The 24,705-nt window shown below is 55.6% G+C and carries 27 protein-coding genes; 15 read left to right on the forward strand and 12 right to left on the reverse strand.

Annotated features, from left to right (window positions below; all coding sequences use genetic code 11):
* Window positions 1-282 precede the first annotated feature (282 nt).
* From hyfB to nuoB, 6 genes are read left to right on the forward strand one after another with little or no spacing between them, the layout of a single operon-like run.
* Entirely contained in the window at window positions 283-2,301 is a 2,019-nt protein-coding gene (hyfB, locus tag VMW85_04635) for a hydrogenase 4 subunit B (GenBank protein ID HUT27313.1), read from the forward strand.
* Between the two features lies 1 nt (window position 2,302).
* Window positions 2,303-3,232 (forward strand): NADH-quinone oxidoreductase subunit H, encoded by a 930-nt coding sequence (locus VMW85_04640; GenBank protein HUT27314.1) that lies wholly within the window; start codon window positions 2,303-2,305, stop codon window positions 3,230-3,232.
* Between the two features lie 10 nt (window positions 3,233-3,242).
* Complete coding sequence (locus VMW85_04645) at window positions 3,243-3,902, forward strand: hydrogenase (GenBank protein HUT27315.1); 660 nt, start codon at window positions 3,243-3,245, stop codon at window positions 3,900-3,902.
* The gene (locus VMW85_04650) at window positions 3,899-5,362 is read left to right on the forward strand and encodes a hydrogenase 4 subunit F (protein ID HUT27316.1); all 1,464 of its coding nucleotides are present in this window, start codon (window positions 3,899-3,901) and stop codon (window positions 5,360-5,362) included. The genes VMW85_04645 and VMW85_04650 overlap by 4 nt, the downstream gene beginning before the upstream one ends.
* Window positions 5,359-6,927, forward strand: coding sequence for an NADH-quinone oxidoreductase subunit C (locus tag VMW85_04655; GenBank protein ID HUT27317.1), 1,569 nt, complete (start codon window positions 5,359-5,361; stop codon window positions 6,925-6,927). Before VMW85_04650 ends, VMW85_04655 begins: the two co-directional genes overlap by 4 nt.
* 11 nt (window positions 6,928-6,938) lie before the next feature.
* Window positions 6,939-7,667, forward strand: a complete 729-nt coding sequence (gene nuoB, locus VMW85_04660; GenBank protein ID HUT27318.1) for an NADH-quinone oxidoreductase subunit NuoB — start codon at window positions 6,939-6,941, stop codon at window positions 7,665-7,667.
* A gap of 1 nt (window position 7,668) precedes the next feature.
* Here the strand turns inward: nuoB and VMW85_04665 are convergent, their stop codons facing one another.
* From VMW85_04665 to xth, 3 genes are read right to left on the reverse strand one after another with little or no spacing between them, the layout of a single operon-like run.
* A complete protein-coding gene (locus VMW85_04665) occupies window positions 7,669-8,058 on the reverse strand; it encodes a universal stress protein (GenBank protein HUT27319.1) in 390 nt (129 codons plus the stop codon).
* Between the two features lie 60 nt (window positions 8,059-8,118).
* Window positions 8,119-8,607, reverse strand: a complete 489-nt coding sequence (locus VMW85_04670; GenBank protein ID HUT27320.1) for a GNAT family N-acetyltransferase — start codon at window positions 8,605-8,607, stop codon at window positions 8,119-8,121.
* Window positions 8,591-9,382: an exodeoxyribonuclease III gene (gene xth / locus VMW85_04675; protein ID HUT27321.1), complete on the reverse strand. Its 792-nt coding sequence runs from the start codon at window positions 9,380-9,382 to the stop codon at window positions 8,591-8,593. Before xth ends, VMW85_04670 begins: the two co-directional genes overlap by 17 nt.
* A 93-nt stretch (window positions 9,383-9,475) precedes the next feature.
* Here xth and VMW85_04680 point away from each other — a divergent pair, with 93 nt between their 5' ends.
* From VMW85_04680 to VMW85_04690, 3 genes are all read left to right on the forward strand, one after another.
* The gene (locus tag VMW85_04680; protein ID HUT27322.1) at window positions 9,476-9,898 is read left to right on the forward strand and encodes a universal stress protein; all 423 of its coding nucleotides are present in this window, start codon (window positions 9,476-9,478) and stop codon (window positions 9,896-9,898) included.
* Between the two features lie 170 nt (window positions 9,899-10,068).
* On the forward strand, window positions 10,069-11,331 hold the full coding sequence (locus VMW85_04685; GenBank protein HUT27323.1) for an MFS transporter: 1,263 nt from the start codon (window positions 10,069-10,071) through the stop codon (window positions 11,329-11,331).
* A gap of 148 nt (window positions 11,332-11,479) precedes the next feature.
* Window positions 11,480-13,156: a histidine kinase N-terminal 7TM domain-containing protein gene (locus VMW85_04690; protein ID HUT27324.1), complete on the forward strand. Its 1,677-nt coding sequence runs from the start codon at window positions 11,480-11,482 to the stop codon at window positions 13,154-13,156.
* Window positions 13,157-13,166: 10 nt separating this feature from the next.
* Here VMW85_04690 and hgcB read toward each other — a convergent pair whose 3' ends face one another.
* The 3 genes from hgcB to VMW85_04705 are packed head-to-tail and all read right to left on the reverse strand — an operon-like array spanning window position 13,167 to window position 14,738.
* A complete protein-coding gene (hgcB, locus tag VMW85_04695) occupies window positions 13,167-13,481 on the reverse strand; it encodes a mercury methylation ferredoxin HgcB (GenBank protein ID HUT27325.1) in 315 nt (104 codons plus the stop codon).
* Entirely contained in the window at window positions 13,478-14,461 is a 984-nt protein-coding gene (hgcA, locus tag VMW85_04700; protein HUT27326.1) for a mercury methylation corrinoid protein HgcA, read from the reverse strand. Before hgcA ends, hgcB begins: the two co-directional genes overlap by 4 nt.
* Before the next feature lie 4 nt (window positions 14,462-14,465).
* Window positions 14,466-14,738 carry an HgcAB-associated protein gene (locus VMW85_04705; GenBank protein HUT27327.1) on the reverse strand — a complete coding sequence of 91 codons (273 nt, stop codon included), beginning with the start codon at window positions 14,736-14,738 and terminating at the stop codon, window positions 14,466-14,468.
* Between the two features lie 106 nt (window positions 14,739-14,844).
* On the opposite strand from VMW85_04705, the gene VMW85_04710 reads away from it, so the two are divergent.
* Window positions 14,845-15,339 (forward strand): GNAT family N-acetyltransferase, encoded by a 495-nt coding sequence (locus tag VMW85_04710; protein HUT27328.1) that lies wholly within the window; start codon window positions 14,845-14,847, stop codon window positions 15,337-15,339.
* A gap of 99 nt (window positions 15,340-15,438) precedes the next feature.
* Here the strand turns inward: VMW85_04710 and VMW85_04715 are convergent, their stop codons facing one another.
* Both VMW85_04715 and VMW85_04720 read right to left on the reverse strand, forming a co-directional pair.
* Window positions 15,439-16,626 (reverse strand): NYN domain-containing protein, encoded by a 1,188-nt coding sequence (locus VMW85_04715; protein ID HUT27329.1) that lies wholly within the window; start codon window positions 16,624-16,626, stop codon window positions 15,439-15,441.
* Window positions 16,627-16,675: 49 nt separating this feature from the next.
* Window positions 16,676-17,518 carry an aldo/keto reductase gene (locus VMW85_04720; GenBank protein ID HUT27330.1) on the reverse strand — a complete coding sequence of 281 codons (843 nt, stop codon included), beginning with the start codon at window positions 17,516-17,518 and terminating at the stop codon, window positions 16,676-16,678.
* Window positions 17,519-17,678: 160 nt separating this feature from the next.
* On the opposite strand from VMW85_04720, the gene VMW85_04725 reads away from it, so the two are divergent.
* Complete coding sequence (locus tag VMW85_04725) at window positions 17,679-18,452, forward strand: endonuclease/exonuclease/phosphatase family protein (protein HUT27331.1); 774 nt, start codon at window positions 17,679-17,681, stop codon at window positions 18,450-18,452.
* A 115-nt stretch (window positions 18,453-18,567) separates the two neighbouring features.
* On the opposite strand, the gene VMW85_04730 is transcribed toward VMW85_04725, so the two are convergent.
* A complete protein-coding gene (locus VMW85_04730; GenBank protein ID HUT27332.1) occupies window positions 18,568-19,227 on the reverse strand; it encodes a hypothetical protein in 660 nt (219 codons plus the stop codon).
* A 169-nt stretch (window positions 19,228-19,396) separates the two neighbouring features.
* On the opposite strand from VMW85_04730, the gene VMW85_04735 reads away from it, so the two are divergent.
* Entirely contained in the window at window positions 19,397-19,963 is a 567-nt protein-coding gene (locus VMW85_04735) for a flavin reductase family protein (protein HUT27333.1), read from the forward strand.
* Between the two features lies 1 nt (window position 19,964).
* Here the strand turns inward: VMW85_04735 and VMW85_04740 are convergent, their stop codons facing one another.
* Window positions 19,965-20,495, reverse strand: a complete 531-nt coding sequence (locus VMW85_04740; protein HUT27334.1) for a DUF2148 domain-containing protein — start codon at window positions 20,493-20,495, stop codon at window positions 19,965-19,967.
* A 117-nt stretch (window positions 20,496-20,612) separates the two neighbouring features.
* On the opposite strand from VMW85_04740, the gene VMW85_04745 reads away from it, so the two are divergent.
* The 3 genes from VMW85_04745 to VMW85_04755 are packed head-to-tail and all read left to right on the forward strand — an operon-like array spanning window position 20,613 to window position 22,487.
* Window positions 20,613-21,017 carry a pyridoxamine 5'-phosphate oxidase family protein gene (locus tag VMW85_04745; protein ID HUT27335.1) on the forward strand — a complete coding sequence of 135 codons (405 nt, stop codon included), beginning with the start codon at window positions 20,613-20,615 and terminating at the stop codon, window positions 21,015-21,017.
* Window positions 21,018-21,068: 51 nt separating this feature from the next.
* Window positions 21,069-21,617, forward strand: coding sequence for an HD domain-containing protein (locus VMW85_04750; GenBank protein HUT27336.1), 549 nt, complete (start codon window positions 21,069-21,071; stop codon window positions 21,615-21,617).
* A gap of 54 nt (window positions 21,618-21,671) precedes the next feature.
* Complete coding sequence (locus VMW85_04755) at window positions 21,672-22,487, forward strand: pyrroline-5-carboxylate reductase dimerization domain-containing protein (protein HUT27337.1); 816 nt, start codon at window positions 21,672-21,674, stop codon at window positions 22,485-22,487.
* Between the two features lie 2 nt (window positions 22,488-22,489).
* On the opposite strand, the gene VMW85_04760 is transcribed toward VMW85_04755, so the two are convergent.
* Both VMW85_04760 and VMW85_04765 read right to left on the reverse strand, forming a co-directional pair.
* Window positions 22,490-23,353: a hypothetical protein gene (locus VMW85_04760; GenBank protein ID HUT27338.1), complete on the reverse strand. Its 864-nt coding sequence runs from the start codon at window positions 23,351-23,353 to the stop codon at window positions 22,490-22,492.
* Window positions 23,354-23,606: 253 nt separating this feature from the next.
* Window positions 23,607-24,338, reverse strand: coding sequence for a SagB/ThcOx family dehydrogenase (locus VMW85_04765; protein HUT27339.1), 732 nt, complete (start codon window positions 24,336-24,338; stop codon window positions 23,607-23,609).
* Window positions 24,339-24,705 lie beyond the last annotated feature (367 nt).

Below are 24,705 nucleotides of genomic sequence, written 5' to 3' on the forward strand. Positions count from 1 at the left end.
CTATCCTAGGCATGGTCTGAGCTATAATAATTATCTCTGATCATGTCCGTTGTTCCGTGATCCGCTAGCGTAGGCCGTAGAGATGTATGAACGACAAGTCCGAGAAAGGGGGCGAAGCCCTTGTTTGGTGTTCTTAAATTTGATTCGGTCGCATAGAAATATTTAAAGGGTGCATCTGATTTGCGGGCTTCCGTAGGCAGGTCATTAGAACGATCTTGGTAACGATTATGCATCGTGCGGGGAAAGAGCTCTTCACTGTCTCAAGGATCGAACGGTGTCTTTATGGACAGTAACAATCTATTTTATATCCTTCTCGCACTGGCGTTGTTCGGCGCTCCTCTTGCCGCAGCATTGAACAATAGGCCCAAGATCAGCGCAGCAGTGGCATTCGGGGCTTCGGCGATGGCCTCTCTGGTGGGGCTCATCATCGGTGCGGACGTTCTCTTGAACGGTCCGATGCGATTAGATTTTCCGTTCTCCTCCCCGTTCGGAACGTTCGCCTTCGCGGTTGACGGTCTCAGCGCGCTATTCATTATCATAATCTCGCTGGTCACCTTCGCCGTATCCATATATTCGCTCGGCTACGTTAGGCATTATTACGGCAAATACCCGGTCGGCTTGATGGGGTCCCTGTTCAACATCTTCTATGTCTCGATGATAATGGTCGTCTCATCATCCAATGCCATCCTGTTCCTGATAATGTGGGAGACGATGTCCCTTTCCTCCTATTTTCTGGTGATATTCGAAAGCAGGGAGAAGGGAACGGTCGCTTCCGGTCTCTTTTACCTGATCATGACGCACATAGGAACGGCGGCCATCACGATCGGCTTCATATTGATGTACTCGGAATCTGGATCGTTCGAGTTCTCCTCCTTCCACGGAGCGGCCCTCGGGATGTCAGACCTTCTACGTTCATCCGTGTTCGCTCTTTGGTTGGTCGGCTTTGGGACCAAGGCGGGGATAATCCCGTTCCACACTTGGCTGCCCATGGCCCATCCCGCCGCACCTTCCAACATATCCTCCCTGATGTCCGCTGTGATGGTAAAGACGGCCATCTACATGCTCATACGCTGCTACTTCGGCTTCCTCGGCGTCCAGGACGCCTGGTGGGGCGTGATCGTTCTAGCGGTCGCCTGCGTCTCTGCCCTGCTCGGAGTTATGTATGCGCTGATAGAGAGCGATATAAAACGTATGCTGGCGTTCTCCACTGTCGAGAACATCGGCATCATCCTGATGGCGCTGGGGGTGGCCATGATATTCCAGTCCTATGGGCTGAAGGAACTGGCCGCGCTGGCGCTCATAGCTGCCCTGATGCATGTTCTGAGCCACGCCCTGTTCAAATCCTTACTGTTCATGGGGGCGGGAAGCGTGCTCTATGCCGCTCATACCAGGAACATGGAGAAGTTGGGGGGACTGGCCAAGCGGATGCCGTATACCAGCCTGATGTTCTTCATCGGTGTGCTCTCTATAGCGGCCATACCACCATTGACCGGGTTCGTCAGCGAGTGGTTGATCTTTCAATCCATGTTGCAATCGTTCAACATCCCGGATGCGATAGTCAAGATACTGATCCCAGTAGCATTGGGCACATTGGCCATCACCGGAGCCCTGGCCGCCGCGGCCTTCCTCAAGGCCTACGGCATCACGTTCTTGGCCAGGCCGCGCAGTGAAGAGGCGGAGCGGGCCGAGGAAGTGCCTAGGACCATGCTCGTGGGAATGGGCATACTGTCTGCCCTGTGCATCCTGGCCGGTGTCCTGTCCTTCATGATCCTTCCCGTAATGGACGATGTCACCTCCCCGCTTGTCGGCGTGTCGATCGGGGAGCATCTTATCAGCGGATTCCTGATCGTGCCAACCGTAGGTGAGTTCTCACAGATGTCACCCCTGCTGATCGGCGTCCTGCTAACATCGGTATTCGTGGGGGTATTGGCTATCACCCATCTCTATGGCGGGCGGAGAAAGGTGGTCAGGGCGGACACATGGGACTGCGGAACGCCCCTGACATCCCGCACTGAATACTCTGGCAGGGGCTTCTCGAACCCCATTAACCGCATGTTCTCATGGGTGTACCATCCTCTAAGGGTATTCAGGTCCACTTCACACATCTCCCCATATGTCAAGAGCGATATGAGGTATACCAGCACCATCGAACCGGTGTTCGAGAGGTACTTCTATGAGCCTATGGAAGTCGGGGTAAGATGGCTGGCTAGAAAGGTGAGCGTGATCCAGACCGGGAGCATACAGACCTATCTGGGGTACATATTTGTCGTGTTGATCCTGCTCCTGGTCGTCCTGAGGTGAAATGATGTTGCTTGCCATGATCCAGACCCTGTTCCTATTGGCCCTCGCCCCGCTGTTCACCGGGCTCATCCGCAAGTTCAAGGCATTCTTTCAGGGAAGGCAAGGCCCCTCGGTATTACAGCCGTATCGTGATCTGACCAAACTGTTCCATAAGGATTCCGTGATCTCCAAGGACGCCTCATGGCTGTTCACGGCGACGCCCTACATTTGCATGACCGCGGTAATCACCGCGGCATTGATGATCCCCTTCTTCACAACCAGCTCGATCAATTTCATCGGGGACATCATCGTGGTGGTCTATCTCTTCGGCATGATGCGCTTCTTCATGGCCCTGGCCGGTCTGGACGCGGGCTCCGCGTTCGGCGGTATGGGAAGCAGCCGCGAGATGACCATATCGGCCATGGTCGAACCGACCATACTGCTCTCGATATTCACCATGGCATTGATCTCGGGCACCACCCGTCTGGGGGAGATATCCTTCAACTTGGCCACCACCGGTTTGGACCTGGTCCCTCCCGCTCTGTTCCTGGCATTGGCCGCCTTCTTCATATCCACCTTGGCCGAGAACGCCCGCGTTCCGGTGGACAATCCGGCCACCCATCTGGAACTGACAATGATACACGAGGCTATGATACTGGAGCATTCCGGGAAGCAGCTGGCGCTCATGGAGTGGTCCAGCATGACCAAGTTGCTGCTCTACCTGGTCATCATGGCCAACACCTTCCTGCCATGGGGCATCGCCACGGAAGTAACGCCCATGGCCCTGATAATCGGCATTTTCGCCGTGATCCTGAAGATAACCCTGTTCAGCCTAGCCATAGCGATCATTGAGTCGTCCATGGCTAAAATGCGCCTGTTCCGCCTGCCCAACCTGTTGACCGTATCGTTCTCGCTGTCATTGCTGGCGGTGATGTCGTTCTATATTCTATGAGGGACCCCCCATGTTAAACTCACTTAGCCTCGACGCCATCAACACCCTGGCCGCCATAATATTGTTAACAGATTTCATGCTGGTGGCCAGTAGCCGGATGAGGTCCCTGACCCGTATATTCGCCATTCAATCTCTGGCTCTGGGGGCTTTGGCCGCGGTGGTGGCCTTCGAGACCGGGGCGGAGCACATTTACATCGTGGCCGTCCTGAGCATAGTGCTGAAGGCCGTGATCATCCCCCGGTTCATCAATTACGCGACGACCAAGATCCAGGTGAAGAGGGAAGTGGAGCCTTTAGTGAAGATACCTGGATCCCTCCTGATATGCGCGGCCATAACCCTGCTGGCGTACTTTGTGACCGAACCATTGATGCAGCAAGGCACGGCCATCACCAGCAACTGTCTGGCGATATCGTTCGCCTCTGTGCTGATCGGCATGTTCCTCATGGTCTCCAGAAGGAAGGCCATCACCGAGGTCATCGGCCTGTTGGTGGTCGAGAACGGAGTGTTCTTAGCGGCCATATCTACCACCTACAGCATGCCGATGATCGTCGAGCTGGGAGTGTTCTTCGATGTGCTGGTGGGCGTCATCATAATGGGGCTCTTCGCCTTCCGCATCAACCGCACATTTGATTCCATTGACGCCAGCATCTTGAGGGGGTTGAAGGATTGATCATCACGCTCCTTCTTTTACCAGTGGCCGTGGCCTTGGTCTGCCTGCTGCTCAATCGATACACCAAGCTGGTTGAGACGGCCAGCGTCCTGGGGGCAGGGCTGCTGCTCCTTCTAGGATCGGTCCTGGTGCTCCACGTATTTGAGGAAGGGATCATCGATGAGGGCATGTGGTACTTGGACCAACTGGGCGCCTTCATGCTGCTCATCATCGTCCTGATAGGGTTCCTGGCCATTCTCTATTCCGTTCCCTATATGCGGCACGAGCACGAGAGTGGGGAAGTCAGCTCAAACATGCTCGGTCTTTACTACACCTTCCTATTCCTGTTCATATTCACCATGGTGCTGGTGGTGGTCTCCAACAACCTCGGCATAGTGTGGATAGCGGTGGAGGGCACAACGCTGGTCTCGGCCTTTTTGGTGGGGTTCTATAACAAAGGCACATCCCTGGAAGCGGCCTGGAAATATCTCATCATCTGTTCGATAGGCATCTCCCTGGCACTGCTGGGCACCATATTCGTCTACGCCTCCTCGATCGATGTTCTGGGGGAGAACAGCGATCTGCACTGGACCTCGTTGATGGCAGTGGCCGGGCAGCTCGATCCGGCCTTCCTGAAGATCGGGTTCGTTCTCGTTCTGATAGGTTACGGTACCAAGGTCGGACTGGCCCCCATGCACACTTGGCTTCCCGACGCGCACTCCCAGGCGCCCAGCCCGGTGAGCGCCCTGCTGTCGGGGGTGCTGTTGAACTGTGCCATGTACGCGGTCCTAAGGTATCACATATTGATGACCCATTCCTCGATCGGTGGGGCTTTCAGCAGTGGCCTGCTCCTGCTCTTCGGCCTATTATCGCTGGGCATAGCCGCCGCGTTCATAATCACCCAGAAGGACTACAAGCGTCTCCTGGCGTACTCGAGCATCGAACACATGGGCATCATAGCCATAGGGTTCGGGTTCGGAGGCTTCTGGGGCATCTTCGGTGCATTGTTGCACATGTTCAACCACTCCATGACCAAAGCACTGCTGTTCTTCGGTGCTGGAAACGTGCTCCAGAAGTACAAGACCAAGAGCATCGACGGGGTCAGAGGATTGAGCAGGACCATGCCAGTTACCTCGATCCTGCTGCTCATGGGCGCCTTAGCTATTACCGGGTCCCCGCCCTTCAGCGTATTCACGAGCGAGATTATGGTGCTCACCGGCGGCATCGACCAGGGTAATATCCTGCCCGCGCTGCTCTACGCCGGTATGATCGTGATAATATTCGCCGCATTCATGGGTCACGTGGTCAGAATGATCTTCGGGGACCCTCCGGAGGGAATGGAGAAGGGAGAGGTCAACAAGGCAGGACTGATCCCGATGATAGCATTGGTCGTCATCATACTGGTCATGGGGATATTCATACCGGATGGTCTGAGCGATGCTCTGCGTGATATCGTCGCGCTGTTCGGGGGTCAGGTATGAACACAGATGGTTTTGCTGGGGTAAAGGCGGGATGGGAACAAGAGTTCGGGGACGCCACGATCTCCATCTCACCGGGGCACAGGGGGGTCATCTGCGAGGTGCAGGGACAGAGCTTCGCCGATGTCGCTAAGGCCATGTGCGGTAAGCATGGAGCGGTCATGCTTTCCCTGCACGCCACGGACGACCGGGCTTCCCAGGGGACGTTCACACTGCATTGCATACTATCTCTCGAAGGGCAGGGCCAGCTCATGACCCTGACGAGCAAGGTGCGCGATTCCTTCCCTTCTCTCTCCCCCTCGATATACTATGCGAATTGGTACGAGCGTGAGATCCAGGACATGTACGGCATCAAGCCCCTAGGTCATCCCGACCCCCGCCCACTGGTCCTATACGATCGTTGGCCGGAAGGAAATCACCCGCTGCGAAAGGACTTCGATCTCCGAACGGACGTACCTAGAACGCCTTCCGCGTATGAGTTCAAGACGATCGAAGGGGATGGGGTGTTCGAGGTGCCGGTCGGTCCGGTGCACGCCGGGGTCATTGAACCCGGGCACTTCCGTTTCTCCATCGCTGGGGAGCCGATACTAAACCTGGAGATCCGACTGGGCTACGTGCATCGTGGAGTGGAAAAGTCGTTGGAGGACGCGTCCTCGGCCAAAGCCCTTAGGATGGTTGAGAGGATATCCGGAGACAACGGCGTAGCCCACGCCTTAGCATACTGCCAGGCCATTGAATTCGGGTCCGAGGTTCCGGTCCGGGCGCGATACGCCCGGTGCGCATTGGCTGAACTGGAAAGGATATACGATCATCTGGGAGACATCGCCGGGCTGGCATTGGACACGGCCTTCTCCGTGCCGGCAGCCAGGATATACTCCTTGAGAGAGATGATGTTGGGTCTGAACTCGAGATTGACCGGGCACCGATTGCTTTGGGGGACCGTAAAATTGGGTGGGACCCGGGACGTTTTCCACGAAAAGGCCATCAATGACGTGCAAAGCACCCTGATGGAGGTCGGCAACATGCTCCACACGACCGTGCAAAGGATGATTGGCACCCCTTCCTTCATGGACCGGGTTGAGACCACTGGGATTGTCAAAGAAAAGGCTGCCAGGGAACTGAGACTGGTTGGACCGTTGGCCAGGGCCAGCGGACTGAACGTCGACGTGCGCCGGGACCATTCTTACGAAATGTATGGCAAGCTCAATTTCAAGGTCCCGGTGGAAAAGGACGGGGACGTGCTTGCCAGAATGAACGTCAAGTTCGAGGAGGTCAAGGAATCGATCAGCCTTGTAATGGAGGCTCTGGACAGAATGCCCATGGGGGAATCTTCTCTCAAGCTCAACGATCTCGACGATGGCATGTACGTGGGTCTGGTGGAAGCGCCTCGAGGGGAGCTGATGCACGTACTGCACGTCCACGATGGAAGGGTCACGCGCCACAAGGTGCGCGATCCCTCGTTCTGCAATTGGCCAGCAATCGAACTGGCTGTATTGGAGAACATCGTCCCTGATTTCCCTCTGATCAACAAGAGCTTCAGTCTATCATATGCGGGGAACGATCTTTAGGAGTTGAAAAAATGGTTCGGAGTATGCTGCTCAATAAAAAGAGGGTCATTCCCCTCCAGGAACTGCTGGATCAGAACGTCGGCAGCCCGAAAGCCGATGCTGTCCTGTGCGATCTCTGCGGCATATGCTCCGATTCCTGCACCGCCCAGGCCATATCCGTCGGTGATAAATGGTCGGTGGACCTCGGGCGCTGTCTTTGGTGCGGAGATTGCATACAAAGCTGTCCCCGGGACGCGATCACCATGACTGGCACCTGCCGCGCGGTCGGGGCGAGAGGGGACCTGATCTGTGATGCAGGGGGCGTTGAGCGGGCAGGTCTGCTGCTCAAGGAGGAGGCCCGTAGGGTCCTAGGAAGATCATTGGCCATACGAGAGGTGGATGCTGGCTCATGCAATGGGTGCGAGGTCGAGGTTAACTCCCTCTCCAATCCCTATTACGATTTCGAGAGGTTCGGGGTCAAGATCGTGGCCTCCCCGCGTCATGCTGATATGCTGTTGATCACCGGGCCGGTCAACAGGGGCATGGAGGAGGCGTTGATGAAAACGTACAACGCTACGCCAGAGCCTAAACTGGTGGCGGCTATGGGCACCTGCGCCATATCCGGAGGGATGTTCGGGGAAAACTACGCCTGCGGTTCGGGGGTGGACAAATTTCTGCATGTGGACATATATATCCCGGGCTGTCCCCCGCATCCTAGGACGGTCATCATGGGTCTCTTGGAGGCCCTGGGCCGGCTCTAGATCATTTCACTACGATGACGGTATAGGGGGAGTTGCGAACCACGTGCTCCGAGACGCTACCGATAAGAACCCTGTCCAGAACGGTCTTGCCGGACGTACCAACTATGATAGCCGAGGCCCCGACCCGCTCTGCCACGGCAACGATCGATTCCGCCGGGGGACCGGATTCTAGCAGAACGGTGACATCCACTCCCTGCTCTATAGCTCGCACCTTGATCTCCTCCATGTGGTGCTTGGCGTCGCTCAAGGCCCCTTCCCGGTTCTCCTCGTGCCTGGGGCTTATGACGTACACTACGTACAAAGCCTCCCGGTGCAACCTCGCGTACTCCAGGGCATAATCCACCGCCTTTGAGGTGTGCGGTCTCCCGTCGGTAGCTAGAACCACGCTCATTTTGTTCCCTCCTTCCAGGAATAGGTCCTGCCAGGATATAAAATTGTCAATGCCACCATCTCACTCGTCCGGGCTTATCCTTCGGGAGCAGTATACGATGTCCTCATGCTCATCATACCCTAGCTTTTTGAACAGTCTGCGGGACGTAAGGTTGTGTCCGTGTATCTGTACGGCGAAGATCCCAACACCCCGAGCAAGCAGGTCCTTCTCCGCTCTCCGCACCAGGCTGGAGGCGACGCCACGCCCCTGCCGATCCGGTCTTACCGCCAAACGGTTCAACCATCCTTTGCGGAAGTCGTGGGTGACCAGCAACGATCCGATGACCTCTCCATCTGACTCGGCGACCAGGTACAATGAGATATCCTTTTCGAGCTGTTCCCTCACCCTCATCTCCGAGTCCCTACCTTGCGGCTGATGTGGGAGGTCTGCCGCCTTCCAGATCGCGGCCACCGTTCCATAGTCCTCTGGGCGCATACGTCGAATGCTGAACGGTGCTTCCGCTTTGTTCGGTGGGTCCTCCGAGGGGGCCATCTCATTGATTACCATCATCCCATTCCTCCAGGTCCAGCTCCAACCCCACCGGGCAATGGTCCGAGCCCGGGACCTCCGGCATGATGAAGGCGTTGCGGCAGCGGTCCTTCAGCCCTTGATCGACGAAGAAATAGTCGATACGCCAGCCGACGTTCCTCTCCCTCGCCCTGGTCTTCATGTCCCACCACGAGTATCGGTCAGGGGACCCATCGAACAGTCGAAAGGTATCCACGAACCCGCTGGCCAGGAAGCGGTCGATCCATTGCCTTTCCTCGGGCAGGAATCCCGATACCTTCTCGTTCTCCTTGGGTCGGGCCAGGTCGATCTCTCGGTGGGCGGTGTTGACGTCACCGCATACCACCACGTTCTTTCCCGCGTCCACGGTGCGCTTGGCCACCTCCAACAGTTCCTCGTAGAACTCCATCTTGTATCGCAGGCGTTCCGGTGAGGCCTTCCCGTTGGGGAAGTATATGTTGAAGAGCACGAAGTCCCGAAAATAAGCTACCAACGTCCTCCCCTCGGCATCGAAACGCTGTCTGCCCAGTCCGGGTATGACCTTGAACGGTTCTTGTTTGGAATACAGGCACACCCCGCTGTACCCCTTCTTCTCCTCCGGGGACACGAAATAGGAATGATATCCGGGAAGGTCCAGCAATTCCGGTGGAAGCTGGGCCTCAGTGGCCTTGGTCTCCTGAAGGCAGATGATGTCAGCACCATCCTTCAATAGAAAGTCCACCAGCCCCTTCTTGTACAGCGCCCGGATGCCGTTAACGTTCCAACAGATCATTCTCATGCAGTTTCCTCGCACCAGATGATGGCGATTCAACGATGATAAAGGGAACGGGGGAAGTCTTTTAGGGTTCCTATATGCTATTAATGAACGGTGATGGTCATAACACAGATAAAGCGTATATTGGTAGGAGTGGACGGTTCTGAGAACTCTCTTAGAGCGGTGCAGTTCGCGGCTGTCCTGGCTAAAAAGTTCGAATCCGAAATATCGTTGGTCCACATCATCCCCCCTTCCGATCATGCCGTGATCAGTGGGAAGGCCACCTACATGGAGGAGGACACCTTGGTCGGGGGGCAGAGTCTGAAGGCCGCGGAACGATCGCTGACCATGGAGAAGGTACCCTTCCACTCCTCAGTGGAGTTCGGGAATCCGATAGAACAACTGCTCCTGGTGGCCAAGGGGCACGACCTTGTGGTGGTGGGCACTCGCGGTCTCACCCCGTTCAAAGAGGCACTGATCGGCAGTACCTCCCACGGGCTGGCGCAGCTGAGCAAGGTCCCGGTCGTCATCGTCCCCTGAAACTTCCGTGACGGCTGGCATCTTCCAGCCATTTTTCTATTTTTTAATAACTATTCGTCAACCCTTATATTGGCCTAAGAGATTCAATGACCGGAAGAACAGGGAAGGTCGGTCACATCTGTCCACCTGATTGATGACCGGTGTCCACTCATAAGTTAGGCATGGTGTAAATGAAGGATACAGGTCGTTCATGGAAAAGGGATTTCTTCACAATCTGGGGTGGCCAAGCCTTCTCCCTGATAGGTAGCAGTCTGGTGCAGTTCGCCCTGGTCTGGTGGTTGACAGTGGAGACCGGGTCCGCCACGGTCCTGGCATTAGGCACTTTGATGGGGGTCCTGCCCCAGATCCTCATCACCCCATGGGCGGGGGCCTACGTAGACCGATGGGACCGCCGACGCACCATGATAGTGGCCGATTCACTGGTCGCCATCTGCGCTTTCCTCCTTATGCTGGCCTACGCGGCTGGCTCAGCGCAGGTGTGGATGGTTCTGTTGACCATGTTCGCTCGCTCCACCTTCTCCGGTTTCCATTGGCCGGCCATGCAGGCGGCCACATCAATGATGGTGCCCGAAGAGCACCTTGCTCGGATCGGTGGCGTCAACCAGGCCATGTACGGACTGGCCAACGTCATCGCCGCTCCGGCAGGGGCGGTCCTCATCGCTCTGATGCCCATGTGGGCAGTGCTTTCCGTGGACCTGATGACCGCGGCCGTGGCCATCATACCGTTGCTCTTTATTCCGGTGCCCAGTCCGGAGAGGAGGAAGGAGATCAAGGCGTCGTTGATGAAGGAGATGAGGGAGGGGCTGTCATTCCTTAAAAGCTGGAGGGGGGCCATGCCCATCATCATGCTTTTCATGATCGGCAACATGCTGCTCAGTCCGGCCTTCTCCCTGTTGCCGCTTTTGGTGATCAACCACTTCGGGGGCGGGGCGGGGGAGTACGCGGCCATGGAGGTATTGGCTGGGATCGGCATGCTGATGGGAGGGATCGTCCTCGGGATATGGGGAGGGTTCCGCCGCAAGGTGTCCACCATGTTGATATCCACCGTGGTCCTCAGTCTGGGCATCATCACCTTGGGTCTGCTTTCGGCCGACATGCTGTTGGTGGCCTATGTTGCCGCTCTGATCATCGGCGTCACCCTGTCCATGCTGAACGGTTCCATGATGGCCATGATGCAGGCCAGCGTTCCCTTCGCGATGCAGGGTCGGGTGTTCGCCTTGATCAGCAGCGGTGTTACGGCAATGATGCCCGCCGGATTATTGCTCGCAGGACCGTTGGCCGATGTCTTTGGCGTGCAGGCCTGGTATATCGTTGCAGGAATACCAATGGCCATTATCTCCGTAATCTTCCTCTTCATGCCTTCGGTCATGGGTATGGAAAAGAGGTTCCGCAATGATGGACGGGCCATCGAGGACGCTGATCTGGATCGATGAGAACAAGGATACAAATGCGCGAGACCGATCCCGAGCATTATATGGATATGATCTGATCCGAATTCTATCTCAGTGATCGTGAATGATAAGCAGGTGATACACTTCTTATAAATGCAGCATTGATGTTCGGCCGTCCCAGGGTCGATCTATGGATTACTACAGTGCTTTGATCATCATTCCCAGTCTGGTGGCCTTTGCCGTCTCGTTCTGGGTGGCGTACAAGGTCTACACCGGCAAGAGCACCGAGCACCGGCTTGCCATGTCCATCTGTTTCGCTTTCATAGGCATTAACGCGCTGGTACTGCTGGGGGAGAAATTATCCCCCAACATCGATGCGGTCCTCCTGATGGTCTTCCTGGAGTACCTCTCGGAGTCCATAATCCTGCTGACCTTGTTGATATTCGTGATACAATATGTGGGGATGGGTAGGTGGGTGACCCCCAAGAACGTCCTCATCTTCGGCATTCCTGGCATACTCACCCTGATCTTCAACGGCACCAATCAATGGCACAATCTATTCTATGTTTCCATGGACATCGTGCATAGCCACGGTTTCTATCTGTTAAATGCGGACTACGGCCCCCTATTCCTCTTTTGGATGGCCTATTTCCTGGTGGTGATCGGTACGACAACTGCCCTCATGGCAAAGGCCATGGTGGACACTCCCCTGTATCGGAGGAAGGCCCTATGGACCCTCATGGGGGGGATGATCATCATCATGGTGTTCGGAGTGTTCTATGTGTTCAGCGCAAGGGACGACCCCGTGGTGGACATCATGTCCATCGGTCTGACCTTGACCGCCGTGTGGATATTCATAGGCGAGCGCAGGTCCGAGTTCGTCGATCTGGAGATCATCAGGTTTCGGGAGGCCATGGTCGGAATAGAAGACGCCATCCTGATACTCAATTCCTCCATGCGGACGACGTTCGCAAACGAGCACGGGCAGAGGATACTGGACGAGAACATCGAGTTCCTGAAGGAAAGGGCCGCGGCCCGAGGATTTAGCATCCCCTGCGGTTCCCAAAAATTTGAGATAGCCCTGAAGCAGAATGGCGCTCCCCGACACTACAGCCTATCCTCATCGGACATCGTGCGTGACGGTAAAGCAATAGGGGCCGTTCTGGTCTTCCACGACATTAGCAATCGTATGATGATGGAGGAGAACATCCAAAGGGCCAACCGGGGCTTGAAAACCCTGAACCAGATAATTCGTCACGACATGAGGAACGACCTCACCGCCCTCTGGGGTTACCTGCAGCTTCTGGAGATGACGGAGCTTAATGCGAGACAAAAAGAGCTGGTACAAAAAATGGTCGATAGGGCTCGAAGCGCTGATGGGCACCTGAGTTTCGCCAACGAGCAGCAGGCCATAGGGTCCGCCGGAACCGCCTGGTATGACATACAGGAACTGATCGAAGGGGTACTATCAAAGATGAGCCTGGGGGATATGGAGATAGAGACATGCCTCCAAGGGATCCGGATCCAAGCCGATCCCCTGATCTCGAACGTGTTCCATTGCCTAGCTGATAACACCGTTCGCCACGGGAACGGAGCAACGCGGATATCGATCCACGCGAATGAGACAAAGGATGGTCTCTCGATCATTTGGGAAGATGACGGGGTGGGCGTGCCGTTCGAACATAAGGAGAAGATATTCAATAGGGGCTTTGGTCAAAATACCGGAGAGGGCCTTTTCCTCGTTTGCGAGATCCTATCGATGACCGATGGTAGCATCAGCGAGGGCGGGGAACCTGACAAGGGTGCCAAATTCATGATCCAATTTCCATCAGGAAGATATACCTGGACGCCCCCGCTTGAGCCGTGATAACGGAACGTCAGCGGCAACAATCCTCTCCACAGTTGACCTCATCTCGACCTTTCAAAGCCGCCATGATCATGGCCGAGGCGCATCCCACCCCACTGTCGACCTTGATGGCATTGGCGGGACAGTTCTTCTGGCAGGCGCCGCATTCCATACAGTCGGCGCCGTTCACCATCATGACCCGGCGTTCTCCCGGGGCGAAGACACGGTGAGGGCACACCTGGAGGCATATGCCGCAGTTGACGCAGCGATCCGGATGGAAGACCAATGTATTGATGGGCTTGATCGTCGACCCTTGTTCCAGATCAAGCACTTCTATCTCAATCATAACCATCCCCCCACGACACCCAACGCTCCAAAGGCGGAAAGGAAGGCGCCAGAAACGGACATGATGGCCATTATCGGAATGTAGGTGAAGATCTCTTTCTTGACACCGGTCCGAGAGGCGAAGGGCGTAGAGCCAGTGAAATTCAAGGCCAGGTATCCGACCCAAGGTACCAGAAGAAGATATTCCGCTACCACGGCAATGACGGTCACCAGGTCCGCCGTTGGAAACGTTTGAAACAGGGCGAAAGGAGTGACCAGCAACGCTCCCAGAACCATGCCTTTGAAGGAAAGGGCCTTTCCTGGCAGGTAGGGTAGCAAAGCCGGGAAAAGGAACAGGCCGCCCAGTGTCAATATTATCGCCATGAGCCCGTAGAACGGGACCAGAACGGCCGCCAGGATCAGCAGGATCAGTCCCCATCGATAATTACGCAGCTCCACCGGGGCCAACACCAGGCGGTCTCTCAGGTCAAAACGCACTCTGCGCATGTCCTCTGTGCACTCTCCTGTGTCCAGGTATCCCGGCAGGTCCTCGGCCCGTACCGGTCCGTACTTCACTGTGAACCCGCTCCTTTCTTTGACCGCCTTCGCCGATACTCCAGGTGCGCTTAATTGGGGGAGGATCAGGTCACGGTGCTCCACCCTCTCCGCCAACCGGGTGGCCGCGATGGCCCTAAGCAGCTCATCCGTCCCGAAGATGCCTTTACCCGCGGCACACCATACGTTGATGCCCTGCGTATCGAGCACCAATAGGAAGGCATCCCTTCCCTCCAGCGCCGATCTAAGGGCGTCGAAGCTCATGGTGTAGTTAGCGGTGACAAGGACCTTGCTTTCGCTGTTCGTTGAACCAAGGGTGTAGAGTCCCGGTCTCACGTGGTGGCCCATGCGGTCGAAGCCCAAACGTGCTTTGGCATGGTCCCATCGTTCCTCCCTGCCAAGTCGGGCTACCGTTGGTATTGGATCTGACGCGTAGTCTGAGGGCACGCTCTCATCCCTCTTGTGGTTCTAAAATGTCCCTGGCTCCGTTGGCCAGGTCCTCTGACCGGAATAGATGTATGCAGCAGACCTTGCCATCACGGACCAAGGTCACAATGGCCAGTTTATCCCCCGCCTTGATCCCGGCCTTATCCCTTATGGCCTTGGGCAGGACCATCTGCCCCCTCTCGTCCACCGTGGCCACGGCCTCGACCTCGTATCTGCTGTCCACAGACCCCTTCGGCTGACAGCAGTCCGCCTCATGCTTCTCCTTCTTCCGGGACATATGGGCAGTATCTCTCTCTTACATATTTGAATATTCTGAAAAATCAGAATAATGAAAAGCATCGAGAGATCAAATATGTTGGTGACGCATTATCGGTGCCATGGGCATGGTCGAAGAGGAAATTTCCATAGTTCAGGTGACGCCAAAGAACGCTGGCGCCCTAATTTCATTGATAGTGGAGCTGGCCGAGTTCGAAAAATTGGAGCCGCCAACGCCGGAGGCCAGGGAACGCCTATTTACGCATATCACCGCCTCCCCGCCATTGTTCCACTCTTTCCTGGCCAATATGGGTGGCGAGCCGGTAGGCTACATCACATACTATTTCACCTACTCCACTTTCCTGGCCGCTCCCACACTGTTCCTTGAGGACATTTTCGTGCAGGAGACGCACCGCCGCTCCGGGGTGGGTCGGGCGCTTTTCCGTCATTGCATACAAGAGGCACTGGACAAGGGCTGCGGCCGCTTGGAATGGTGCGCTCTCGACTGGAACGTCAAGGCCATCGCTTTCTATGTGGCACAAGGGGGACAGAAGTTGGATTGGACCTTCTTTCGCATGGACCGAGAGAACATGGCGCGGTCTATGGGCCAAGTTCAGGAATGACCTTCAATTGGTACCAGGGGTCATAATGGATATGGAAACATGGGACAGGTAGAGGAACGTCCGACCCAATGACCGCCATCGCTTCACAAAGGCACGAGCTCAGCTGAGCCCCATGATCTTGGTCACCGTTTCCTGCGGTACGCCAGAATACTTCTTCAGCGTCAGATCTATGATGCGCTGCAAGTAGATGTCATCCAGCTTATCTATCGATGGAAGGTCCACCTTGAGAATCTGGGGCATGGTGTAGATATTGCCGGTGTACTTGACGCTGGCGAACTTGAACATTCGGCCTTCGGCCATAGTTCGCAAGAAACGCTTCAAGGTGGCCTTCGGTATCTTCTTATCGAAGATGGACCACAGATCATCGATCATCTGGTTGATGGTCGTCTCCCCATCGGCGTGGAAGAGGTTGACGATCTCTTTGTAAAGCGCTTTTCGCAGTACCTGGTCCTTCAGATATCGCATGTCCTTCTCGATGAACTCCTTGACCTGCGTCTCGTTGATGTCCGAGGTCAGCTCGGAATAGGATTTGAAGAACACCAGGTGGTGCCCGGCCTTGTCATCCATCTTGATGCTGGTGAAAAGGTCCCCTTTGAAGGAGTCAAGGAAGTCCTTGAAATGCTTGAAGCCGTACTTCTTCTCCGAGAACGAAGGGTCCAGGCGCATGAGGTCGTTCTTGATCTGTGAGAGAATGGCCGGCTCGTCGGTGGAGCGGTTCTTGATGTACCGGATAAAGAGCTCCCGCGCATCATCCTCAAGCTCCTCCTCTTCCTTCTTCTCCTTGACCGCGGGCGCAGGCGCCTTGCCCAGCAGGTCCTCCAACGATTCGAAGCGATCGCAATTGAGACGGATGGTGCGGCCAACGGAGTGCTCGAAACCCAGCACCACCACCTCCTTTCCCCGCTCCTTTATTTTTCGGATGAGATGTATGAAGTCGGTATCCCCCGTTCCCAGGAAGAAAACGTCCAGCAGGGTCTTGTCGTACATGTCCTCCAAGGCATCGATGGTCATGCGTAGGTCAGCCCCGTTCTTGCCCGAGAGCGAGGTCTGCGGCAAGAACACCAGGTCGAACGCCCTAAGCCTAAGGTCCTCCACATATTGGTTGCAAGGCGGTTTGTTCCAATCTGCGAACGCCTTCTTGATCAGCACATCCCCGTATCCCTTGGCGTAGTCCAGGATATCATCTATCCTCAGTGGCCTGGGGGTCAAGGGATAAACCTCCTTGGCCGAAATGGCCAAGTTCTCAAAATCCAGGTAGATGGCGATCTTCGGCACCTGCTCTATCATACAGCACTCCATCAACGGTGCGATGACTTAATGCTTTCCCGGCGCTCCATCATTGGTAGGTGTCCGGGTCAGTGGTGGTGCGCAGGTCGGCGTTTAGAAAATCCAACCGCAACATCTCCTCTCGGTCCAAGGAGAAATCGAATACCTGGGCGTTCTCCCTTATCCTTCCTTCGTTCGAGGAACGGGGAACGACCGCCATGCCTTTCTGAAGACACCAGCGGACTATGACCTGAGCCGGGCTCTTGTCGTACTTCCTCCCCACATCGGTCAAGGTGGGGTTCTCCAGCACCTTTCCTCGGGCGAAAGGGGAATAGGCGGTCACAAGTACGTCACGCGTCTGGCAGTGCTGCATCAGCTCCTTCTGGTAAAGGAAGGGGCTCATTTCTACCTGGTCCACCGATGGCATCACCTGGCAGGCGGCATACAGTTCATGGAGATGACGGACGGTGAAATTGCTCACTCCAATGGCCCGTACGAGTCCCTCCCGATACAGCTTTTCCAAGGCCCGGTAGGTGTCCAATCGTTTCCCGGTGACCGGCCAATGCACCAAGTAGAGGTCCAGGTAGTCTGTTTTCAGCCTTTTCAGGGAACGGTCGAAGGCCGCAAGCGTCTCTTTGTAACCCTGATCGGTGTTCCAGACCTTGCTGGTGATGAACACCTCCTCCCGCACGACGCCGCTGTCGCGGACCGCCCTTCCCACCTCCTCCTCGTTCTCGTAGAAAGAGGCGGTATCAATGTGACGGTATCCGACGGCCAAAGCGGACCTCACTGGATTATAGACCTGCCGGCCCACAAGCTTATAGGTGCCCAGGCCCAGGGCTGGGACGCTCGCTCCGTTATTGAGTCGGAGGCGGTAGCTAGAAACATCGTTGCCCAGGTTCACGAGCTTCATAATTCCACAGGGTCCTAATTAATCATATCTTGCCACCCATCGTACTAGTATGTGCTCACTTGTAGAAGCACGGTCGTCATTTGGTCCGACCATCGTTCTCCCGTTCTCAAGGATAATTTAAGATAGGATTGCAACAGATGATGTTCTGGCCATGCGAATAATGGAATGGAACTTACAATACGGTGGCGACCATGAGCGCCTTCCGGGTATGATAGAGGCTGTTCGCCGACACGACCCGGACCTATTGGTCCTGTTGGAGTTCCGTCCAGAGAAGGTGATCGAAGTGTCCCTTTCCCTGGCCGCGCTTGGTTACTCGTATATCCTCAACTCCCAACCACCGCCGCGCACCAATGGGATATTGGTGGCATCCAAGTTGCCCATTCGGGCCGAGGCGGGGGAGCGGGTTCATAGCCACAGATACCGCTGGATGGAGATATCCTTGGAAAGTTCCGACCTTAGATTGTTGGCGCTGCACATTCCCGGAGCCTCAGATCTGGCGATCAAACTGGAGCATTGGCAGGCATTGTTGAATTTCGCCCGGGAGACCATTGATGAGCAGGGACGGGTGATCATAGTCGGCGACCTGAACACCGGTCTGGAACAGGATACCGAAGGCCTCAGCTTCATGGGCCAGGAGCACCTTTCCTCCCTGCTCGATACTGGGTGGCGGGACGTATGGCGGGAATATCACCAGGTGGCCAAGGAGTACTCCTGGTATTCCTCGTCCGGGAAGGGCATGAGGACCGATCACGTCCTGGCCTCCCCGCACATCCGGCATCCCTTATGGGCTAAGTATTCTCATTGGGAGAGGGAGAACGGGCTATCGGACCATTCCATACTCATATTGGACATCATGCACCGCATGAACGAGTCCGGCTCTCGAAGTCCCCCCCTGTTCCGAACCGACGATGACAGAGGTTGCTCCATTGGCTGAGCTCTCAACTCAGAACCGTTCAGAACGATCCATTAAATGGGGATGTTCAAGAAGATCGGGAGCAGGAACCCAATTCCTAATGAGGAGGTGGGAGTCGCTGGCATGTCCGTTGAATCTATTTCCTTACCAGCCAGGCCACTCTGCGTTCATCCGACCATATCTTGGTGACATTGCCGAATCCCGCCGCGATGAGAGCTGATTCCCACTCCGCCACCGACCAGGAGCCGCGCTTCCTGAACACTGGGTGCCCGAACGCCCTATGGCTCTGCACACGGTCTCCGTCGGTCTCCACCATCTCCATGACCACTGCCGCACCCCCTCTTTCCAGGTGCCGGTGCATCGATTCAAGTACCTCGACACGCCGTGACATCGTCAGATCACCTAGGGCGTTCAAGGAGAGCATCAGCCGGGCGGATATCTCTGGAAAACCGTCCTGAAGGGAAAGATGAGCCGCGTCCACGAATCCCAGTTTCACCCGGGTGCGCAGCCGGTCGAAGCATGTCCAGTTCATCTCCTCGGTAGGGGACAGAACAACGAACTTGCACAGGTCCTCGTGCTCCATGACCAGCGGCATCAGTGTTCGCAGGTCGCAATGCAGGTCCAAGACCCGGGAACCGGGAGTAAGGATCGAGCGTCCTATTCCCAAAATGACCTGATGAAGTCCGTAATAATCCGCCCCACCCTCTTTCAATGCAGCGTCGTTCGGCGCTGCCAGAGCGTTGGTGTGCAAGGCGTCTGCCGCGAACGGCAGCATATCAGACTTCGCTTCGGCCATCTCATTACCTCCCAAATTATAAACACTGTTACCGTGCTATGTCATAGCATAGCATGAAAGTATTTATGCGTTTTCCCCGACCCTCATCATGAAACCGGATACAGAGAACGATCCAATTCTCTTAGGACCCTATAGATATTCTAACAGGGACATAGTTCAGATGATCCATATGGCAAAGACGACCCTCGGCAAAAAGGTACCAATGATGGGGCTCCCAGTGGTCCTAGTGGGGGCCAAGGTCCAAGGCAAGGTCAATTTTTGCACCGTGGCCTGGGCCACCATGATCGATGATGAGCCGCCAAAGATGGCGGTGGTGATGGGTAAGGAACGCCGGACCAAGGACGGGATCAAAGAGAACGGGACGTTCAGCATCAATCTGCCAGGGGTGAGCGCGGTCACAGCCACCGACTACTGCGGCACCCATTCCGGATACCGGGTGGACAAGACAGCGGTCTTCGACGTCTTCTTTGGAAAGACGCTCACCGCACCAATGGCGAGGGAGTGTCCGGTGAACATAGAGCTCATCCTGGAAGACATCGTGGAGTTCCAGGGGACGGACATGGTGGTCGGTGAGGTGGAGGAGGTCTATGTGAACGAGGACTGCCTGAGCGACGGTCGCCCAGACATGGAGAAGCTGGATATGCTCATGTATCTGAGCCCTGGCGGTCCCTACTTCACAAAAGGGAGGACGGTGGCCGATGCCTTCAAGGTGGGGATGGACCACAGTCCCTTGTGATTCATCCCTTACGATCGAAGAAGATGTTCTTGCCGGTCGCTGAAAGGGGAATTCCGTGGCATATGTTGGCTCGGGAATAACCGAGTTTGATGGCCGACACGCCGGCGTTATACATTATGCGATTATCCACGTTCATGTCCATGGCCACCTTGGCCGCCGATCCCAGGGCGATGCCCAGGTCCAGCAGGCGCAGGGCGCAGCTCGGTCCCTTGAATTCCTGGGTGACCGACACGGTGTTCAATTCAGCACATTTTTTCAGACCGCAGGCCCCGCAGTTCAATCCTACACCTGGGTGAGGAAGTAGCCCTATCAGAACCACGGCATCGGAAGCAAGCACATTGTATCCGTCCCTCTCATGGTGAGATATATTTTGCCTCTTCCCGTAATCGACCATCTCTTCCCCTAGCTTGATCCTCTGCTCGTCGCTTAACAGAACGGTCTCGATGAAGTCCTTACCGGTTGCCTTGGGTGCGGTCCTGGCGGCCAGTTCCATGAGCCGCCCCACCATCAACACAGTGTCTTTATTGCTCATGGGAAATCAATGGGCTGACGACTTTATGACCTTTTCACTGTTCTTTCATGGTCGATCGCGAAAAAACAAAGCTTACTTTTAATAGGCCACTAAATCTTTCTTATCGTTGTGATATAAATGGTTAAGATGCCGCCCGAGATCAAAGAAGCATTATCAAAACAGAAGCCCATTCCGATCGCCACCGCCACCAAGGACGGCACGCCCAACGTCATCTTCCTCGGCCTGATGAAGATCCTGGACGATGAGACTCTATTACTTGCCGACAACTTCTTCTTGAAGACGGCGGCCAACCTATCGGAGAACCCACGCATATCTTTGCTGTGCTACGATTCGGATACTAAAAAGTCCTATCAGCTGAAGGGCTCAGCCAAGGTGTACAAGGCTGGCCCACAGTTCGACGAGATGAGGAAATGGGTACACGGTGTCAACTCCAAGCTTCCTGCCAAGGCCGCCGTGGTTGTCAAGATCGAGGCGATCTACGATGCCATGTGGGGACCATCCGCCGGAAAGTTGATAGTCTGATCTGCAAAGACCTATGACCGATCAGGGATGTTATCACAGGGAGATCATCATATGAATGGAGCGGAAGCGCTAGATCTGGTCAAAGGGCATGTTTCAAAGGAGGGCAATCTGAAGCACATGATAGCGGTAGGGGCGGTCATGAGGCAGACGGCCCAAAGACTGAGCCAGGACCAGGATATCTGGGAGATCACAGGGATACTGCACGACATCGATTTCGAGGAATGCCACGGAATGGAGGACCACGGCCTGATCGCCAAAGATATACTATCGGGGAAGGTGCCCGAGGAGATCATCCAGGCTATTCTTGCCCACAACTACGAGGCCACCGGGGTACCGGTGGATAACGATCTCAAGCAGGCACTGATAGCGGCGGATGCCGTGTCCGGGCTGATCATCGCCTGCACTCTCGTCATCCCCTCTAAAAAGCTGGTGGACGTCAAGGTCAGGTCCATCATCAAGAAGTTCGGGAACAAGGACTTCGCCAAGGGCGTGGACCGCGGTCGTATCGTCTATTGTGAACAGCTGGGCATCCCTCGGGACGAGTTCTTTCAGGTGGCATTGGACGGCATGGTCAATGCTGCTGACGAGCTCGGCCTCTGATAAAACGGTACTCTTTAATCAGAGCGGCGCCTCTGCGACTGCGAAGGTCATCACTTGAATGTCGGTTTCATCGGTCTAGGAAACATGGGCTCGGCAATAGCGATCGGGTTGCTGGGCAACGGAGGGTTGGAGCCCGGGCAGGTAAAGTTGGCCAACCGCTCCCCCGGAAAGGCGCAGGATCTCAGCCTGAGGTTCCCTGGCGCCGAGGTGGTGAAAGGGAACGATCGGCTGGCTGAACAATGTGGTATCATTTTCGTCAGCGTACGATCGGACCAGGTCCTCGATGTGCTGAAAGAGATCTCGTCTCAGCGCCAGGGCTCTCATCTGGTCATCACCAACGGGGGCTTCACCCTGGATCAGATAGAAAAGATATGTCCAGGGGCGGTGAGCAAACTGATACCCTCGATAACAATGGAGGTCGGCCGCGGGGTTTCGCTGGTCTGCTACGGCTCCCGGGTCACATCTGAACAAAGGGACATACTGGAGAACATGCTGCGCAAGGCGTCCATGGTCAAGATCGTTCCTGAGGAAAAGCTCGATGTGGCCGCCGATCTCACCAGCTGCGGCCCCGCCCTGATCGCCGAGATGATGGGACAGTTCTCATCTGCCGGCGTTCGCCATGGGCAGATCGTTCCCGAAGAGGCATGGGGCATGGTCCTGGAGACCTTGGTCGGAGTCGCGCTCGCTCTCCAAAACGGTATCGGCGTGGAGGAGTTGAAGAGCAAGGTGGCCACCAAGGGCGGTATCACCGAGCAGGGGCTCAAGGTCCTGGAAAGGGAATTGCCCGGGGTGTTCGACCAGATGATAGAAGCTACCCTGACCAAGTATTCAATGGTCAGGAAGAGCATGGCCGAGCAGTTCGACGATTGACCTTACACACGAACCGGGTTGCGAATCAGGGTCTCAAGCAATCCCTGTACCTGTTCCGCGGGCAGGGGGTTCAAAGCCCTCATGGTCATCGGGTCCACCTCGTATATGTTCTGGAAGATCTTTCTTCCACCGTGCCCTCCCATTAGGTCCACCTGTAACGTTTTCATGCGCATGAACCGATGCAGTTGCCAATGGTATATCTGACCGAACTCAATGTTCTCCCTGACCATGTAGGTCTTACTGAAAATTCCTTTTTCCTCAACGAACGCCAGACGTTGATCGGTAGCAAGGAGCAATCCGTTCATCATGGGGGTGCGTTGATCGTCGTTGAAATTGGGGTTCGGCATTTCCAGCCCCGCCCTCCATATTTGCATCGGTCTCTCGTTCGGACGGAGGGCTGTGGCCATGACGATCTGCGGTAACAAGGCAGGCAGACCAAGCGGGGCTCTCGACGGTCCAACATTGGAAATGACCGGGGAGGTCTGAGGTGGTTGGGATTGCGGTGTCTGCACCGAAGGGTACGCCTGCTGCGGAGCAGGTGGTGAATACTGTACAGGTGGTTGGACCGGTGGGACAGGCCGCGGGAGTGCCGATACCGGCTGGGACTGATAGGTCGGTGGCATTTGAGCAGGTGTCTGCTGCGGAGCAGGAGGTGAATAAGGTAATGGTGGTTGAGATTGCGGCGCCTGCACCGAGGGGTAGGTTCGTTGCGGGAAAGGCTGCGCTAGCCAGGGAGCGGGTTGGTCGTGCGGTTGCTGATATGCCGATGGGGGTGGGACATAGCCCGGTCGAGGTATCGGTTGAGAATAAGGTTGGGACTGCTGTACCGGCTGCACCGGCGGAGAGGGGACAATGGGCGCGGGCATTGCTGCACCCATCAAGAAATTAGACTTCGGCGTACCGCACTCCATACAATAATTATCGGTCTCAGTGGGGCGGGACTTACACGTGGGGCAGATCATGATGATCTACGAACAATTACCTAGGGACGATTAATCGTTTACGCCAATATTATCATTCTCAGAAAGAAGGGAGCTGCACTTGGGGCTGATCATGAGATGAATTACGATCTCTCGCCCAGTGATGATCGATAGTTCATGCCGACCATCAGCTTTTTATTTAATTCCGTGGCCTTCCCACCACGCTCATGTAGAGCGCGCTCTCCTCCTCCCCATCCACGCCCAACAGCTCATTCACCTCGTCGTCGTAGGCAGCGGCCATCTGGCAGCTTCCAAGTTCAAGGGATACTGCCACCAGGGCCAGGTTCTGGGCCACGTGTCCCGCGTCCAAATATACGTAGCGATAGGCGCGTTCACCATACTTCCAACGGCAGCGCTCAAAGACCGCCGTCCAAATGAAGACGACCGGCGCCTTGGCGCACATGCCCTGGTCCAACGCCGCTCGTGCCACCTCACTTCCCAGAACACCTTTTCTCACCAGTTCCAAGGAATGCTCGGTGATGGAGTAATGATATATGCCTGGAGACACACCCTGAACGTTATTGACGGCCACATAGGTCTCGATGGGGTATAGCGCACCAGCGGACGGTGCGGTGCGAAACTCAAAGCCTCGTTCACGCCTGGTGATGCCTGTGGAGGCCCAGAGAAGATATGAAAGGTCCTCCAATGCCAAGGGTCCCGTCTCAAAGTCGCGCACGCTCTTTCTGGACCTCAAGGTCTGGTCCAATGGAGCGATCGGGTGTCTCCGTTCAGGGAGTTTAATCCTGGCCCGGTCTGGATAGGTCTTGTAGGTATCTGGCCTCTTGTCCCAGTCCATCCTCCTACCGACCAATCGGTCCCGGCGATGCTTGGTCTCCTTTTGAAACGTCTCCCCAACGCTTGCCTCGGTCATTAGTTAATGATTGGACCCGCCCGGACATAAAGTTTGAGAGCGAGGGAAGGTACACAGACGATTTCGACTTTAGCTGCAGGTCATTACCCGCGTTCAAGGATGGCTGACACAGTATGTAGCTCAGATGTGGAACTCCCCCATCACCGACCTCTCCATGTTAAACAGTAGGCAGTAAATAGCTGACATTTGAATTTACAAGGTCATCTTAGCGAATTCAAACCATCGAAGGGCACAGGTTAATGATCATGAACAGGCAAGTGACTAAAAATGAAAAGAAGGCGGCCAGCCTCAAGGTGCCCTCGCAGGTCAAATGGCTGATCCTTCTCGCCTCGTTCAGTTCCATAGGTTACGGATACCTTATCACGGC

This window comes from Methanomassiliicoccales archaeon (genome assembly GCA_035527755.1).
GTDB lineage: Archaea > Thermoplasmatota > Thermoplasmata > Methanomassiliicoccales > UBA472 > UBA472.

Coding starts and splice junctions, on each gene's coding strand:
- hyfB (HUT27313.1), top strand. CDS start 283: ATGGACAGTAACAATCTATTTTATATCCTTCTCGCACTGGCGTTGTTC.
- VMW85_04640 (HUT27314.1), top strand. CDS start 2,303: ATGATGTTGCTTGCCATGATCCAGACCCTGTTCCTATTGGCCCTCGCC.
- VMW85_04645 (HUT27315.1), top strand. CDS start 3,243: ATGTTAAACTCACTTAGCCTCGACGCCATCAACACCCTGGCCGCCATA.
- VMW85_04655 (HUT27317.1), top strand. CDS start 5,359: ATGAACACAGATGGTTTTGCTGGGGTAAAGGCGGGATGGGAACAAGAG.
- nuoB (HUT27318.1), top strand. CDS start 6,939: ATGGTTCGGAGTATGCTGCTCAATAAAAAGAGGGTCATTCCCCTCCAG.
- VMW85_04665 (HUT27319.1), bottom strand. CDS start 8,058: ATGAGCGTGGTTCTAGCTACCGACGGGAGACCGCACACCTCAAAGGCG.
- VMW85_04670 (HUT27320.1), bottom strand. CDS start 8,607: ATGATGGTAATCAATGAGATGGCCCCCTCGGAGGACCCACCGAACAAA.
- xth (HUT27321.1), bottom strand. CDS start 9,382: ATGAGAATGATCTGTTGGAACGTTAACGGCATCCGGGCGCTGTACAAG.
- VMW85_04680 (HUT27322.1), top strand. CDS start 9,476: ATGGTCATAACACAGATAAAGCGTATATTGGTAGGAGTGGACGGTTCT.
- VMW85_04685 (HUT27323.1), top strand. CDS start 10,069: ATGAAGGATACAGGTCGTTCATGGAAAAGGGATTTCTTCACAATCTGG.
- VMW85_04690 (HUT27324.1), top strand. CDS start 11,480: ATGGATTACTACAGTGCTTTGATCATCATTCCCAGTCTGGTGGCCTTT.
- hgcB (HUT27325.1), bottom strand. CDS start 13,481: ATGATTGAGATAGAAGTGCTTGATCTGGAACAAGGGTCGACGATCAAG.
- VMW85_04705 (HUT27327.1), bottom strand. CDS start 14,738: ATGTCCCGGAAGAAGGAGAAGCATGAGGCGGACTGCTGTCAGCCGAAG.
- VMW85_04710 (HUT27328.1), top strand. CDS start 14,845: ATGGTCGAAGAGGAAATTTCCATAGTTCAGGTGACGCCAAAGAACGCT.
- VMW85_04715 (HUT27329.1), bottom strand. CDS start 16,626: ATGATAGAGCAGGTGCCGAAGATCGCCATCTACCTGGATTTTGAGAAC.
- VMW85_04720 (HUT27330.1), bottom strand. CDS start 17,518: ATGAAGCTCGTGAACCTGGGCAACGATGTTTCTAGCTACCGCCTCCGA.
- VMW85_04725 (HUT27331.1), top strand. CDS start 17,679: ATGGAATGGAACTTACAATACGGTGGCGACCATGAGCGCCTTCCGGGT.
- VMW85_04730 (HUT27332.1), bottom strand. CDS start 19,227: ATGGCCGAAGCGAAGTCTGATATGCTGCCGTTCGCGGCAGACGCCTTG.
- VMW85_04735 (HUT27333.1), top strand. CDS start 19,397: ATGGCAAAGACGACCCTCGGCAAAAAGGTACCAATGATGGGGCTCCCA.
- VMW85_04740 (HUT27334.1), bottom strand. CDS start 20,495: ATGAGCAATAAAGACACTGTGTTGATGGTGGGGCGGCTCATGGAACTG.
- VMW85_04745 (HUT27335.1), top strand. CDS start 20,613: ATGGTTAAGATGCCGCCCGAGATCAAAGAAGCATTATCAAAACAGAAG.
- VMW85_04750 (HUT27336.1), top strand. CDS start 21,069: ATGAATGGAGCGGAAGCGCTAGATCTGGTCAAAGGGCATGTTTCAAAG.
- VMW85_04760 (HUT27338.1), bottom strand. CDS start 23,353: ATGCCCGCGCCCATTGTCCCCTCTCCGCCGGTGCAGCCGGTACAGCAG.
- VMW85_04765 (HUT27339.1), bottom strand. CDS start 24,338: ATGACCGAGGCAAGCGTTGGGGAGACGTTTCAAAAGGAGACCAAGCAT.